This window comes from Corynebacterium sp. AOP40-9SA-29 (assembly GCF_052377405.1).
GTDB lineage: Bacteria > Actinomycetota > Actinomycetes > Mycobacteriales > Mycobacteriaceae > Corynebacterium.
The window spans coordinates 231,079-245,795 of record NZ_JBQSWR010000002.1; the positions used below are offsets into that span (position 1 = coordinate 231,079).

Genomic DNA, 14,717 nt, shown 5'->3' on the forward strand with positions numbered 1-14,717 from the left:
GGGACGTCCGAGAGAGGACATCGACGTGCTGAGTATCGACGACGCGCTGGAGAGTGCGGCACACCTGCTGGGGAACCGTTTCGGCGGCACCCCGGAACTGACCCACCCGGAAAACCTCGGTGGGAGCGGTGATTCCCTGGTGGTGCGAGTCCGGGTGTCACCGAACCCGTTCCTCCAGGAGCGCACTGTCGTGATCAAGCAGCTTCCGCCGGTGGCCTCTCGGGGTGATGATTCCGAGGCGATTTCGGCGATGGTCCGCGAGGTGGTGGCTTACCAGTACACCAATACGCTGGCCGAGGAGCACCGTCCGGGCCCGCAGCTGCTGGCCCACGACATCGACACCCGCATCATGGTGCTCTCCGATCTGGGCGACGGACGTAACTACTCCGACATCCTCACCATGGCCGACGAGCGGGAGCGTGCCGCCGCCCTGCGCAAGCTCGGCCGGGCGTTGGGTCGCATGCACGTCGCCACCGCCGACGGCCAGGAAGCTTTCGACACCCTTAACCGTCGTCAGCATTCCCGTCACAACCTGCCGGCCTCCGGCGTCACGGACCGGGACGTGGACGTCGCCGCACTGGTCCAGCAAGGTCTGGATCTGCTGCGTCGCAGCGGGGTGACGGTGGACCCCACCGTCGAGGCTCTCGCCCACGAAGCCGGGGCGCGTCAGTCCCGCAGCCGGGTCCAGGCGTTCACCCCCTTCGACCTGACCCCGGACAACATCATGCTGGCCGACTCGGTCGTCTTCCTGGACTACGAGTGGGCGGGTTTCCGCGATATCGTCTCCGACGTCGCCTGCGTCATCGCCGGGTTCCCCCACGACATCACCACCCCGCTGCTGGATCCCGAGGAGCTCCGCGAGTTCATCGAGTCCTGGTCCTCGGAAGTCTCCGTGGTGTGGCCGGCGGTGCGCGAGGAGGGGCGTCTGGAGAAGGCGCTGATGGCCTCACTGGTCGGCTGGTCGCTGATGAGCCTCTCGCTGCTCTACCACGGCACGCTGGCGGTCATCGAGACCTCAGCCTCGGCTGCCGAGGGTGCCCGCCGCCTCGACCTGATGCCGCGCGAACACCTCGCCGACCTGGCGACCACGGTGGAGGCGGTGCGCCGCTTCGCCGACCGTCACGACATCGACGAGAGCTTCCCGGCCGTGCGCGACTTCGCCGCCGAACTGCTGGCCACCCTGGCCAAGCTCGGGGCGCAGCCGCAAATTCGATGAGTGACGGCGACGGACTCTTCGACGTCCCCGACGCGGCGCCTGGTTCTCCAGGGGCCCCTGGTTCTCCCGGGTCTCCGGGGGACGTCCCGTCGCGGTCGTCGGACTCCTACTTCCACCCCGGGGCGCACGCGCCGTTGGCGGTTCGCATGCGTCCGCGTTCCCTCGACGAGGTCGTCGGCCAGTCCCACGTGCTCGGCGACAACTCCCCGCTGCGCCGTCTGATCGACGGCCGCGGGGACTCCTCGGTCATCCTCTACGGCCCACCCGGCACGGGCAAGACCACGGTGGCCTCCCTGGTCGCCGGGGCGTCCGGCCGGCGTTTCGAAGCGCTCTCGGCGCTCAACGCCGGGGTCAAGGAGGTCCGCTCGGTCATCGACAACGCCCGTCGCCTGCTGGCCCACGGCGAGTCGACGGTGCTGTTCATCGACGAGGTGCACCGCTTCTCCAAAACCCAGCAGGACGCACTGCTCGGCGCGGTAGAGAACCGCACGGTGCTGCTCGTCGCGGCGACGACGGAGAACCCGAGCTTCTCGGTGGTCTCACCGCTGCTGTCGCGCTCGCTGCTGGTGCAGCTCAAACCGCTGCAGGACGCCGATATCGCCATGCTGCTCACCCGGGCCGCGACCGACCGCCGCGGCTACGGTGGCGCGGTCACCCTGGCCGACGACGCCCGTGACCTGCTCGCCGCCCTCGCCGCCGGCGACGCCCGGCGGGGGCTGACCTACCTCGAGGCCGCGGTCGAAGGGCTCGGGGAGATAAGCGAGGACGCTCCCAGCGTCCTGACCGCTGAGGACGTCCGGGCGTCCACGGACCGCGCGGTGGCGCGCTACGACCGCGACGGCGACCAGCACTACGACATCACCAGTGCTTTCGTGAAGTCCTTGCGCGGCTCGGATCCGGACGCCGCACTGCACTACCTGGCACGGATGATCGACGCGGGGGAGGACCCCCGCTTCATCGCCCGCCGTCTGGTCGTACACGCCTCCGAGGATGTCGGCATGGCCGACCCTACGGCCCTGCAGGCAGCGGTCGCCGCGCACCAGGCGGTGAGTTTCATCGGCATGCCCGAAGGACGCATCCCGCTGGCGCAGGCGACGGTACACATCGCCACCGCGGCAAAGTCGAACTCGGTGGTGCAGGGCATCGACGCCGCCCTCGCCGACGTCCAGGAAGGACGTGGCTCGGTGGTGCCGCCGCACCTGCGCGACGGGCACTACTCGGGGGCGGAGTCGCTCGGCAACGCCGTCGGCTACCGCTACCCGCACGACGACCCGCGGGGCGTCCTGCGCCAGGACTACCTGCCGGAGGACCTGGCAGACGCCCGCTACTACCTACCGACCGAGCACGGCCGTGAGCACACGCTCAAGCCCCGCCTGGAGACCCTGCGTGGCATCGTCCGGGGCAGCGGGTAGACTGTTTCCGGTTAAGGCAACGCGATTAAACACCCGCGTCTAAAACACCCGCGTCGACGATTCAGCTATCAAGAAGGTTCCGAAACTGTGCAGACCCATGAGATCCGCGAGCGCTTCCTCTCCCACTTCGTGAAGCAAGGCCACACCGAGGTCCCCAGTGCCTCGTTGATCCTGGACGACCCGAACCTGCTGTTCGTCAACGCCGGCATGGTGCCGTTCAAGCCCTACTTCCTCGGTGAGCAGACGCCGCCGTCCTCGCGCGCCACCTCGATCCAGAAGTGCGTGCGCACCCTGGACATCGAGGAGGTCGGCATCACCACCCGCCACAACACCTTCTTCCAGATGGCGGGCAACTTCTCCTTCGGCGACTACTTCAAGCGCGAGGTCATTCACTTCGCCTGGAGCCTGCTGACCAACCCGGTCGCCGAGGGCGGCTTCGGTTTGGACCCCGACCGGCTGTGGCCCACCGTGTACAAGACCGACGACGAGGCTGCGTCGATCTGGCATGAGGAGATCGGCGTGCCCGCCGAGCGCATCCAGCGTCGCGGTGGCGAGGACAACTACTGGGACATGGGCGTGCCCGGCCCGGGCGGCCCGTGCTCGGAGATCTTCTACGACCGCGGCCCGGAGTACGGCGTCGATGGCGGCCCGGAGGCCGACGAGAACCGGTTCATCGAGATCTGGAACCTGGTCTTCATGCAGGACGTCCGCGGCGAGAAGAGCCCGAAGGCGGGCTTCGAGCCCATCGGTGAGCTGCCGCAGAAGAACATCGACACCGGCATGGGCATCGAGCGCGTCGCCTGCATCCTGCAGGGCGTGGAGAACGTCTACGAGACCGACCTGCTCGCCCCGGTGATCAAGGTCGCCGAGGAGCTCACCGGTGCCGTCTACGGCCGGGTGGAGAACTCGGTGGAGGACGTGCGTTTCCGCGTCATCGCCGACCACACCCGCACCGCCCTGATGCTCATCCTGGACGGCGTGACCCCCGGCAACGAGGGCCGCGGCTACATCCTGCGCCGTCTGCTGCGCCGCATCATCCGTTCCGCCCGTCTGCTGGGCGCCACCGGGGTGACCATGGAGCGCTTCATGGACACCGTGCGCACCACGATGACCCCGTCCTACCCGGAGATCACCGAGAACTGGGAGCGCATCCGCGCCGTCGCCGTGGGTGAGGAGACCGCCTTCCTGAAGACCCTGGAGTCCGGCACCCGCCTGTTCGAGGAGGCCGCAGCCAAGGTCAAGGCACAGGGCCGGACCGAGCTCGACGGTGCCTCCGCCTTCACCCTGCACGACACCCACGGTTTCCCCATCGACCTGACCATCGAGATGGCCTCGGAAGCGGGCCTGACGGTGAACAAGGACGGGGAGAACGGCTTCGACGCCCACATGGCCGAGCAGAAGGCCCGCGCCAAGGCCGATAGCCGGGCAAAGAAGCAGATCCACGCCGATGTGTCGGTGTACCGCTCCTTCGTCGACAACCACCCCACGGTCTTCCTGGGTTACGACTCCACCGACGCCGAGGCCCACATCCTGGGCCTGGTCTCTGCCGGCACCCTGGTCGACCGCGCCCCGGAAGGCTCCGAGGTGGAGGTCATCCTGGACCGCACCCCGTTCTACGCCGAGGCCGGCGGCCAGATGGCCGACCGCGGCACCCTCACCGGACCCGGCGGGGTGGGCGAGGTCCGCGACGTGCAGAAGACCGGACGCAAGGTCTCGCTGCACCGCGTCGCCGTCACCGGCGGTGAACTCGCCGTGGGCGACACCGTCTCCGCCCACGTCGACCACGCGTGGCGCCACGCCGCACGCCAGGCGCACTCCGGCACCCACCTGATCCACGCCGCCCTGCGCGACGTGCTCGGGCCCACCGCGGTGCAGGCCGGTTCGATGAACAAGCCGGGCTACCTGCGCTTCGACTTCAAGTACGGCACCCAGCTCACCGACGACCAGCTGCGCCGCATCCAGGAGATCTCCAACGAGGCCGTGGACACCGACTACAAGGTCAACACCATCGAGACCAGCCTCGAGGAGGCCAAGTCGATGGGTGCGATGGCACTGTTCGGTGAGAACTACGGCTCGCAGGTGCGCGTCGTGGAGATCGGCGGACCGTTCTCCATGGAGCTGTGCGGCGGCATCCACGTCGACCACTCCTCCCAGGTCGGCCCGGTCACCATCCTCGGCGAGTCCTCCGTGGGCTCGGGCACGCGCCGTATCGAGGCCTACACCGGCATGGATTCGATGCGCTTCCTCGCCGGCCAGAACGCTGTGGCCGGCAGCCTGGCCTCGCGGCTGAAGGTCACCTCCGAGGACCTGCCGGAGCGCTTCGCCCAGATCAACGAGCGTCTGCAGGCCGCGGAGAAGCGGATCAACCAGTTCCGCACCGCCGAGCTGACCGCCAAGGTCGGCGACTACGTGTTGCAGGCCGTCACCGTGGACGGCGTGCGTGTGCTCGCCGCCCGGGTGGCCGACGGCATCGCCGGCAGCGATCTGCGCACCATCGCCAACGACGCCAAGGCCCGCTTCGGTTCCGAGCCGGCAGTCGTGCTCTTCGCCTCGGCGGACACCGAGTCCGGCAAGGTGCCGTTCATCGCCGCGGTCACCGACGCCGCCGTCGACCGTGGCCTGTCCGCCGGTGAGGTCGTCAAGGCCGTCGGCCCGCTGGTCGGCGGACGCGGCGGCGGCAAGCCGTCGATGGCGCAGGGCTCCGGCAACGACGCTTCCGGCATCGACGCCGCGGTCGCCGCGGTGCGTCCGCACGTCGAGTCGGTCCTCGCCGGCGGCAAGTGATGCAGGACCCGGACGCCGCAGACGCCGGGGACGCCGGCGCGTCCGACCTGCCCGATCCCGGGCGGGGACGCCGCCTGGGCCTGGACGTCGGCACCGTGCGCATCGGCGTCTCGCTGTCTGACCCCGACGGTATCCTCGCCACCCCGCTGGAGACCGTCGCCGCGGAGAAGGGCAGCGGTCGGCGTCCCGGCAGCGAGTTCTCCCGAGTCCTCGAGCTCATCGAGGAGAACTTCGTGGTCGAGGTCATCGTGGGCCTACCGGTCACCCTGCGCTCCAAGCGCACCGAGAGCACGATCCGTGCCGAGAACTACGCCGCCGCCCTGCGCGAATCCTTGGACGGCATACCGGTGCGCCTGGTGGACGAACGTATGTCGACCGTGGCCGCGACCAGCGCGATGCGGGCCTCCGGTGTCAGCGAGCGCAAGGGTCGTTCGCGCATCGACCAGGCCGCTGCGGTGCATATTCTGCAGGGGTGGCTCGACACCCGCACAGCCCGCCAGAACCGTTAACCACCCCGTAACCGGGTGTCCGATCAAGGATTTCCGGGTGGGACATGCGAGAATAGCGCGCAGCGGAATATGCAATGCTATTCCACAGATTTTTCATGACGTTGTTGCACCAAGTACACAGTAGAGACGTGGGAGTGAACCTTGCCTCGAAAGATCAGTACCGAACCCAGGTACCGTCGGCGCCGCCAGTGGTCGATTGCTATCAGCCTTGCACTGATCCTTCTTCTTGTCTTCGTCGTCGCCTACGTGTACTACCAGCGTGAGGTCGTCGGCACCCGCGACTACGAGGGGGAGGGCAACGGCAACGTGGTGCTCGTCCGCGTTGATGAGGGCGACACCGTCTCCGGCCTGCTGCCGCAGCTGCTGGAGGACAACGTGGTCGGCTCGCGATCGGCAATGCTCACCGCCGCCGACCAGGCGGAGCAGAGCGGCGAGAGCCGCGGGCTCGAGGCAGGCTACTACGCGCTGCAGGAGGAGATGTCCGCCGAGGCGGCGATGACCGCACTGACCGACGACGAGCGTCGCCTGGGTGTCATCGACATCCCCAACGGCTTGACCCTTGAGGACGTCACCGTGGTCGGCGGCGAGACCCGCGACGGCATCTACTCCGCCATCGCCGATAACTCCTGCCGTGAGGGCCTGACCGACGGGCTGGAAGACTGTGTGAGCGTCGAGGACCTGCGCGAGACCGTGGCCTCCACCTCCGCCAGTGAGCTTGGTGTGCCTGAATGGGCCGTCGACGTCGTCGAGGCGCGTGGCGATGACGCCCGTCGCATCGAGGGTCTGATCTCCCCGGGTGTGCACCTCTTCGATCCCACGGCTGGTCCGCAGGAGATCATGAGCACCCTGCTGGAGGATTCCGCGGAGATCTACGAGGGCACCGGGCTGCTCGAGGCGTCCGACAGCGTGGGCCTGAGCCCCTACGACATGATCACCGCCGCCTCACTGGTGGAACGCGAGGCTCCGGAGGGCGACTTCGACAAGGTCGCCCGGGTGATCCTCAACCGTCTCGACGAGGACCAGCAGCTCGAGTTCGACTCCACCGTGAACTACGACGTCTCCGCCCAGGAGGTCGCGACCACCGACGAGGATCGTGCCCGCAACACCCCGTGGAACACCTACGCCAAGAAGGGTCTGCCGGACACTCCGATCGCCTCGCCGGGCATCACCGCCCTGCAGGCCGTGGAGCACCCGGCCGACGGTGACTGGCTCTACTTCGTCACCGTGGATACCGACGGACGCACCGTGTTCAACCGTGAGTTCTCCGACCACGAGGCCGCCATCGAGGAGTCTCGCCGTAACGGCGTCCTCGACAGTGCCCGTTAGTGCCCGCTAGCGCCCCGTTAGCGCCCGACAACCCCAGACAGACGTGAGGTAAGAGGATCATGGACAGCAGCAACGACGCCCCCGAGGTGTACAGCGTCGAGGAGTTCCTCGAACTCGCCGCCCGGCTCCAGGCCGAGTCAGAAGGCACAGAAGACGCAGCAGGCACGCCGGCACAGTTGTGCGCCGTGCTGGGCCGTCCGGTGGGCCATTCCCTGTCCCCGGTGATCCATCTGGGCAGTGCGGCGATGATGGACAACGACGCACTGGTGTACGTGCGCGTCGACGCCGGAGAGCCCTCGGAGGTCCGTCGCTTGATGCAGCACTCGCCGGCCTGCGTGCGTGGTTTCTCGGTGACGATGCCGGGCAAGTCTGCGGCTCATGACCTGGCCGACGAGGTCACCGACCGTGCTGCTTTGATCGGCAGTGCGAATACGTTGGTTCCCCTGCGCGACGCCGACGATGTGCCCACGGGCCGCTGGATGGCCGACAATACCGACGTCGACGGCCTGGCAGCCTGCCTGCGCGCCGTGCTCGGCGAGAACGGGGAAGGTAGCGATGTTGCCCGCGATGCAGGCCACGGTGTCGTCGTCGGCAACGGGGGGACGTCGCGTCCTGCCGTCGCTGCGCTGGCGGCCGAGGGGTTCACCTCGGTCACGGTGCTGGCACGCTCCGAACGGGCGCTGAACCTGCAGAGCCTGGTCGAGTCCTATGGCATGAAGTTCGACTGGCTGCGCCTGGACGATGAGCGCCTGGCGTCGACCTGCGCCACGGCGGACGTGCTGATCTCCACCATCCCGGCCGCTGGAGCGGGTGCGGTGGCAGAGCAGCTGGCCTCGGCGGCGGCAGTGGTCGACGTGATCTACGATCCGTACCCCACACCGCTGATGCTCGCGGCGCGCAGTGCTGGTCACCCCGTGTCGGACGGTCTGCTGATGCTGGCGGGCCAGGGTGTCGAACAGTTCCGGCAGTTCACCGGGGAGACTCCCTCCACCGAGGGCATGTACCGGTTGCTGCGGGCGCACCGCAGGACGCTGGAGTCGGCCGCCGAGTCCGACGCAGGAGCGTAGGGGACGCAGGGGCTTAGGGACTCAGGGGGAGGACGAAGCAGGTGGGGGAGACCGGGGGGTCGGTGTTATTCGGGTCGGTGCTGCTTGTCGCTGTGGCGCTGTGGGCGGGTGCCCTGGTGGTTCACGATCTGCGCTCGCGGCGGTTGCCGAACCACCTGACGCTGCCTGCGGTGCCTGTGGCGTGGCTACTTGCGGTGGTGTGCGGGCAACCGTGGGCGGTGCTCGGCGGGGTGGGGTGGTTCCTCGTGTGCGTGCTGCCCGGACGAGTCACGCCACGCTGGCGCGTCGGCGGTGGGGACGCGAAGCTCGCATTGAGTCTCGGCGTGGTCCCCGCGGCCGCCGGAGGAGTCACCGCGCTACTGCTCGCCGTGGCAGGGGCTTCGCTGGTCACGCTGGTGTTTGCCCTCGTCCCGCGGGGTAGAGCAGGCGGGTTGCCGCACGGTCCCGGCATGCTTGTGGCCACGGCCGTCGTGACGGCCGTGTTCACCGTGGCGGTGACCTGAGCCATAAACCCTGGGTTGTGGTGACGACCAATGGTTGCCCGTGCGACAATGTAGGGCATGCTTCGATGGACGACTGCCGGGGAATCACACGGCCAGGCCCTTGTTTCCGTTGTCGAGGACATTCCCGCCGGGGTGCCAGTCACCCGCGTCGAGGTGTCCCGCCAACTCGCCCGACGGCGCCTCGGCTACGGCCGTGGTGCGCGTATGAAGTTCGAGGCCGACGAGGTGACCTTCCTCGGAGGTGTGCGCCACGGATTGACCATCGGTTCGCCGGTGGCGGTGATGATCGGCAACACCGAGTGGCCGAAGTGGACCACCATCATGTCCGCCGATCCGGTGGATGTGACCGACGAGGCCGTGGCCAAGGAGATGAACTCTGGTCGAGGCGCGCGTCTGACCCGTCCGCGCCCGGGGCACGCCGACTTCCCCGGCATGGTGAAGTACGGACACGACGAGGCGCGTCCGGTGCTGGAGCGCTCCAGTGCCCGGGAGACCGCCGCCCGTGTGGCGGCCGGCACCTTCGCCCGCGCCCTATTGCGTGAGGTCACCGGTGCCGAGGTTGTCAGCCACGTGCTGTCGATCGGCCCGTCGGACACCTACACCGGCCCGCCGCCGAGCGCGGCGGATCTGGATGCGGTGGACGGCTCCCCGGTGCGCGCCTTCACCGCCCACGGCGATAATCACGAGAAGTCGATGATCAGCGAGATCGAGGCCGCCCGCAAGTCCGGCGACACCCTCGGTGGCGTGGTGGAGGTCGTGGTCTCCGGGCTGCCGGTTGGTCTCGGCACGCACGTGAGCTGGGATGGTCGTCTTGACGGCCAGCTCGCCCAGGCGCTGATGAGCATCCAGGCGATCAAGGGTGTTGAGGTTGGCGACGGCTTCGAGGAGGCCCGTCGCCGTGGCTCCGAGGCCCACGATGAAATCGACCGCCTCGACAAGAGTTCGGGTGTGGGGCGTCGGACGAACCGCGCCGGCGGCCTCGAGGGTGGCATGACCAACGGTGAGCAGCTGCGCGTGCGCGCGGCGATGAAGCCGATCTCCACCGTGCCGCGTGCCCTGGCCACCGTGGACATGGACGACGGACGTCCGGCTACCGGCATCCACCAGCGTTCCGATGTGTGCGCGGTGCCTGCCGCCGGCGTGGTCGCCGAGTCGATGGTCGCCCTGGTTTTGGCCCGTGCGGTGATGGAGAAGTTCGGCGGCGACAGCGTCGCGGAAACCCGCCGCAACTACCGCTCCTACATCGATGACGTTGACGCCCGACTGACCTGGGACGAGGCCTGATGGCCGGCGAGAGGGGTACCACAACCCCCCGGGTCGTCCTCGTCGGGCCGCCCGGTGCCGGCAAGAGCACCGTGGGCCACGCCCTCGGCGAGGCGCTGCGCTGCGGGGTCGTGGACTCCGACACCCTGCTGGAGGACGCCAATGGCACGTCCTGCGGTGAGCTGTTTACCGCCTTAGGCGAGCCGGAGTTTCGGACGCGCGAGGAGACCTACGTGGCCGAGGCGCTGGGCTCCACCGGTGTGGTGTCCCTCGGTGGCGGCGCTGTCCTGTCGGCGGCGACCCGCCGCCTGCTCGCCGAGCACACCGTGGTCTACCTGCGGGTGTCGGCGGAGGAGGGGACCAAGCGCACCGCGCACCTGGCAACCCGTCCGGTGCTCGCCGCCGCCGATGGTGCCGACCCCGCCGCGCGCTACCGTGAGATCCTCGCCGAGCGCGAGGACCTGTACGAAGAGGTCGCCACCTACGTCGTCGATGCCGACGGACGCTCACCCCGGCACACCGTGGCCGAGGTGCTCTCCCTGATCGGCGTGCACGATTATGCGGCCGACGATGCTGCAACTGACGCTGCAACTGACGACCCTGAATACACCCCGGAGGCCCAGCAGTGAGTACCTCGACCACCCGCACGGTGCACGTCGCCACGGAGAACCCCTACGACGTTGTCATCGGACGCGACCTGACCTCCCACGTCGCCGCGGCCGTGCCCGGGGCACGCCGCGCCGTGGTGCTGCATCAGCCGCCGCTGGCGGAGCTGGCGTCCCGCGTGGCCGACGGCCTGCGCGCCGACGGGGTCGAGCCCGTCCTGTACGAAACGCCGGACGCCGAGGCGGCCAAGACCGTCGCCGGCGCCGCGCAGTGCTGGGACGTGTGTGCCGACGCCGGGCTGTCGCGCCAGGACATCGTTGTCGGCGTCGGCGGTGGGGCCACCACCGACCTCGCCGGCTTCATCGCCGCAACGTGGATGCGCGGGGTGCGGGTCGTGCAGTACCCCACCACGCTGCTGGCCATGGTCGACGCAGCGGTGGGCGGCAAGACCGGCATCAACACCGCCGCCGGCAAGAACCTCGTCGGAGCCTTCCACGAGCCCTCGGCCGTCCTCGTCGACCTCGACGTGCTCGAAACGCTGCCGCACCAGGAGATCGTGGCGGGCAGCGCGGAAATCATCAAGGCCGGGTTCATCCGCGACGGCCACATCCTCGACCTCTACGAGGCCGACCCGGCTGCGGCCTGCGATCCGCACGGTACCCTCCCGGAGCTCATCGAGGCGGCCATCAGGGTCAAGGCGGACGTGGTCGGTCAGGATCTGCGTGAGTCCTCGCTGCGCGAGATCCTCAACTACGGCCACACCTATGGTCACGCCGTGGAGCAGCACGAGAACTACCGGTGGCGTCACGGTCACGCTGTGGCAGTGGGCATGGTCTTCGAGGCCGAGCTCGCCCACGCTGCTGGCCTGCTCGACGCCGACGCGGTGGCCCGCCACCGACGTATCCTCGACAGCGTGGGCCTGCCCACCGGCTACAGTGATGCCACCCTCGCCGAACTCACCGAGGTGATGGCCCGCGACAAGAAGAATAAGGACGGCAGCCTGCGCGTCGTCGTCGTGGGCGACCGTGACGGTGAGGGCGACGGTTCCTACGTCCCGCAGACATTGGTGAACCCCGCCCAGGCCGACCTGCAGACCGCCTACCGCAACACCACCAGCTAGCCAGCCAGTAGCCAGCCAAGGAGAGACACCACCATGCGCATCGTCGTGCTCAACGGACCGAACCTCGACCGGCTCGGACGCCGCCAGCCCGAGATCTACGGCTCCACCACCCTGGCCGATGTGGAAGAGGGGCTCAGGGCCGATGCCCAGCGCCTCGGCGTGGAGATCGAGACCTTGCAGTCCAACCACGAAGGCGACTTGATCGACCGGGTGCACCAGGCGGCCGATGACGGCGACGCGGTCGTCATCAACCCCGGCGGCTTGACCCACACCTCGGTCGCCTTGCGCGACGCCCTGGTCGAGGTCGCCGACGGCCCCGGTTTCGTGGAAGTGCACATCTCCAATATCCACGCCCGTGAGGCCTTCCGGCACCACAGCTACCTCTCACCGATCGCCCGCGGCGTGATCGCCGGGCTCGGGGTGAAGGGCTACACCATGGCGCTGGAGTACCTCGCGGGAAGCTAGCGAGCGAGCACACTAGGCCCGCAGCAGGCTAGTACCCTGAGGGTCATGACAGATACCCTCACCCGCCGCCGCGCCGTCGCACAGACCGTCGCCGACGCCGGCCACAGCCTCCTGCTCGTCTCCGACCTGAAGAACATCCGCTACCTCACCGGATTCAGCGGCTCTAATGCCGCCCTGCTGCTCGACACCGAAGGTGCGGCGACCCTAGTCACCGACGGACGCTACGACACCCAGGTGCGCCAGGAGACCGCAGACTCCACCAATATCGACATCCGGATCACCCGCGATCTCTTCGGTGAACTGCGCGGAGTGGCTGGCGACAGCGCCTTCGCCATCGAACCGGGCATGAGCGTGGCCGACGCCCGTGAGCTCGGCGACCCGGCGATCCTCACCGGCGTGGTCGAAGGAGCCCGCCTGGTCAAGGACGAGGCGGAACTGAACGCCCTGCGCGAGGCCGGACGGCTGGCGGACTCGGTCTTCACCGAATTCATCACCGCCGGCGGCATCCGCGAGGGCATCACCGAGATCGAGGCCGCGGCCGACCTGGAGTACCGCCTACGCGCCGCGGGCGCGGACGGGCTGAGCTTCGACACGATCCTGGCGTCCGGCGTGAACGCGGCCAAGCCGCACGCCGGTGTGTCGCGCGACGTCATCGTCCCGGGTCTGGTGACCATGGACTTCGGCGTGTGGCTCGACGGCTACGCCTCCGACCAGACGCGCACGGTGTGCGTGGGGGAGCCGGACGCACTGTCGGCGGAGATCTACGACCTGGTGCACCGCTCCTTCAGCGCCGGGGTGGAGGCCGTGCGCCCGGGGGCGGGCCTGTTCGCCGTGGACAAGGTCTGCCGCGACATCATTGACGAGGCCGGCTACGCGGAGTACTTCGTGCACTCCACCGGCCACGGTGTGGGCCTGGACGTGCACGAGGCGCCCTACGCCGCCTCGCGCACCCCGCAGGATAAGGAGCTCGCCGAGTCGATGACACTGACCATCGAACCGGGCGTCTACCTGCCCGGGCGTACCGGTGTGCGCATCGAGAACACCTACATCGTCACCGCCACCGGCGCGGAGTCGGTGAACCCCTCGCCGACCGAGTTGCGTGTGCTCTAGCAGGGGACTGCTAGACTGACCGGCTGACCATCCATCCTCGTTTCCCAGGGAGTAGACACGTGGCGACCACCGCGGATTTCAAGAACGGTCTCGTGCTGAAGATCGACAACAAGCTGCAGCAGATCATCGAGTTCCAGCACGTCAAGCCGGGCAAGGGCCCCGCGTTCGTGCGGACCAAGCTGAAGGACGTCGTCTCGGGCAAGACCCTCGACAAGACCTTCAACGCCGGTGTGAAGGTTGAGACCGCCACCGTGGACCGTCGCGACATGACCTACCTGTACCACGACGGCGAGAACTTCGTGGTCATGGACGACAAGGACTTCGAGCAGTTCGAGGTGCCCTCCGAGAAGTTCGGCGACGCCGGCCGTTTCCTGCTGGAGAACATGCGCGTGCAGCTGTCCTTCCACGACGGTGAGATCCTCTTCGGCGAGCTGCCGGTCTCCGTGGACCTGGAGATCCAGCACACCGATCCGGGCCTGCAGGGCGACCGCTCCACCGGTGGCAGCAAGCCCGCCACCCTGGAGACCGGCGCGGAGATCCAGGTCCCGCTGTTCCTGGAGACCGGCAACGTCGTCAAGGTCGACACCCGCTCGGGCGAGTACCTCTCCCGCGTCAACAACTAGACGTCATGTCCAACGAGAATCATTCCGGCGACAAGCAGCAGGCCGGTGAGGCCTACCGCCGCCACGGGGCCCGCTATAAGGCCCGTCGACGCGCCGTCGACATCCTCTTCGAGGCCGAGTTCCGCGACATCGACCCCGTCGAGATCGTTGAAGACCGCACCGAGCTGGCCAGGGACGAGTCCAACCAGGTCAAGCAGGTGCCGGAGTACACCGCCCGGATCGTGCCGGGGGTGGCATCCTCCCTCGACGAGATCGACCGAGCGATCGCCAGCCACCTGAGCAGTACCTGGCGGCTGGAGCGTCTGCCGGCGGTGGACCGTGCGGTTCTGCGCGTATCCGCCTGGGAGCTGCTCTACAACTCGGAGGTCCCCTCGCGGGTGGCGCTCAAGGAGGGCATCCAGCTCGCCTCGGAGTACTCCCACGACAAGGCCCCCGGCTACGTCAACGCCGTGCTCGACGGCATCGCCCGCGACAAGCGCCTCGCCGACGAGGCGTCCGCCGCCGAGAAGGACGAGCAGGACGCTGCGGCGGCGAAGGCCGAGCGTGACGCCGAGCAGGCGCGCGCCGACGCCCTCGTCGAGGGCATCGTCGATGAACCCGCCGACGAACCGGACGCCGAGCCGTCCGACGAGAACGAGGCACCCCGGGACTGATGTCCCGGGACCGTGCTAGAATTCTGCACGGAAACTGGATCCGGTCCTCGTGCCGGTTCC

General features: G+C 68.5%; 14 protein-coding genes. All 14 read left to right on the forward strand.

The genetic code is table 11. From position 1 onward, the window contains the following. Positions 1–25 precede the first annotated feature (25 nt). The 14 genes from ACT3SZ_RS05600 to nusB all read left to right on the forward strand — a co-directional run bounded on the left by ACT3SZ_RS05600 (position 26) and on the right by nusB (position 14,657). Positions 26–1,216: a phosphotransferase family protein gene (locus ACT3SZ_RS05600; RefSeq protein WP_444617333.1), complete on the forward strand. Its 1,191-nt coding sequence runs from the start codon at positions 26–28 to the stop codon at positions 1,214–1,216. After that, positions 1,213–2,628: a replication-associated recombination protein A gene (locus ACT3SZ_RS05605; RefSeq protein ID WP_444617335.1), complete on the forward strand. Its 1,416-nt coding sequence runs from the start codon at positions 1,213–1,215 to the stop codon at positions 2,626–2,628. Before ACT3SZ_RS05600 ends, ACT3SZ_RS05605 begins: the two co-directional genes overlap by 4 nt. 87 nt (positions 2,629–2,715) lie before the next feature. After that, on the forward strand, positions 2,716–5,412 hold the full coding sequence (alaS, locus tag ACT3SZ_RS05610; RefSeq protein ID WP_444617336.1) for an alanine--tRNA ligase: 2,697 nt from the start codon (positions 2,716–2,718) through the stop codon (positions 5,410–5,412). Beyond that, a complete protein-coding gene (gene ruvX, locus ACT3SZ_RS05615) occupies positions 5,412–5,921 on the forward strand; it encodes a Holliday junction resolvase RuvX (RefSeq protein WP_444617338.1) in 510 nt (169 codons plus the stop codon). The genes alaS and ruvX overlap by 1 nt, the downstream gene beginning before the upstream one ends. A 141-nt stretch (positions 5,922–6,062) precedes the next feature. Further along, positions 6,063–7,247, forward strand: a complete 1,185-nt coding sequence (mltG, locus tag ACT3SZ_RS05620) for an endolytic transglycosylase MltG (RefSeq protein WP_444617340.1) — start codon at positions 6,063–6,065, stop codon at positions 7,245–7,247. A gap of 59 nt (positions 7,248–7,306) precedes the next feature. Beyond that, positions 7,307–8,314: a shikimate dehydrogenase gene (locus ACT3SZ_RS05625; protein ID WP_444617342.1), complete on the forward strand. Its 1,008-nt coding sequence runs from the start codon at positions 7,307–7,309 to the stop codon at positions 8,312–8,314. A gap of 41 nt (positions 8,315–8,355) precedes the next feature. Further along, positions 8,356–8,817 carry a prepilin peptidase gene (locus ACT3SZ_RS05630; RefSeq protein ID WP_444617344.1) on the forward strand — a complete coding sequence of 154 codons (462 nt, stop codon included), beginning with the start codon at positions 8,356–8,358 and terminating at the stop codon, positions 8,815–8,817. A gap of 57 nt (positions 8,818–8,874) precedes the next feature. Next, positions 8,875–10,101, forward strand: a complete 1,227-nt coding sequence (gene aroC / locus ACT3SZ_RS05635) for a chorismate synthase (RefSeq protein WP_444617346.1) — start codon at positions 8,875–8,877, stop codon at positions 10,099–10,101. Next, positions 10,101–10,709, forward strand: a complete 609-nt coding sequence (locus ACT3SZ_RS05640; protein WP_444617348.1) for a shikimate kinase — start codon at positions 10,101–10,103, stop codon at positions 10,707–10,709. Before aroC ends, ACT3SZ_RS05640 begins: the two co-directional genes overlap by 1 nt. Continuing rightward, positions 10,706–11,806, forward strand: a complete 1,101-nt coding sequence (aroB, locus tag ACT3SZ_RS05645) for a 3-dehydroquinate synthase (protein ID WP_444617350.1) — start codon at positions 10,706–10,708, stop codon at positions 11,804–11,806. Before ACT3SZ_RS05640 ends, aroB begins: the two co-directional genes overlap by 4 nt. Positions 11,807–11,839: 33 nt before the next feature. Continuing rightward, positions 11,840–12,271, forward strand: coding sequence for a type II 3-dehydroquinate dehydratase (gene aroQ / locus ACT3SZ_RS05650; protein WP_444617352.1), 432 nt, complete (start codon positions 11,840–11,842; stop codon positions 12,269–12,271). A 45-nt stretch (positions 12,272–12,316) separates the two neighbouring features. Next, positions 12,317–13,381, forward strand: a complete 1,065-nt coding sequence (locus tag ACT3SZ_RS05655) for a M24 family metallopeptidase (RefSeq protein WP_444617354.1) — start codon at positions 12,317–12,319, stop codon at positions 13,379–13,381. A 59-nt stretch (positions 13,382–13,440) separates the two neighbouring features. Next, the gene (gene efp, locus ACT3SZ_RS05660) at positions 13,441–14,004 is read left to right on the forward strand and encodes an elongation factor P (RefSeq protein WP_444617356.1); all 564 of its coding nucleotides are present in this window, start codon (positions 13,441–13,443) and stop codon (positions 14,002–14,004) included. Between the two features lie 5 nt (positions 14,005–14,009). Beyond that, positions 14,010–14,657 (forward strand): transcription antitermination factor NusB, encoded by a 648-nt coding sequence (nusB, locus tag ACT3SZ_RS05665; protein ID WP_444617358.1) that lies wholly within the window; start codon positions 14,010–14,012, stop codon positions 14,655–14,657. Positions 14,658–14,717 lie beyond the last annotated feature (60 nt).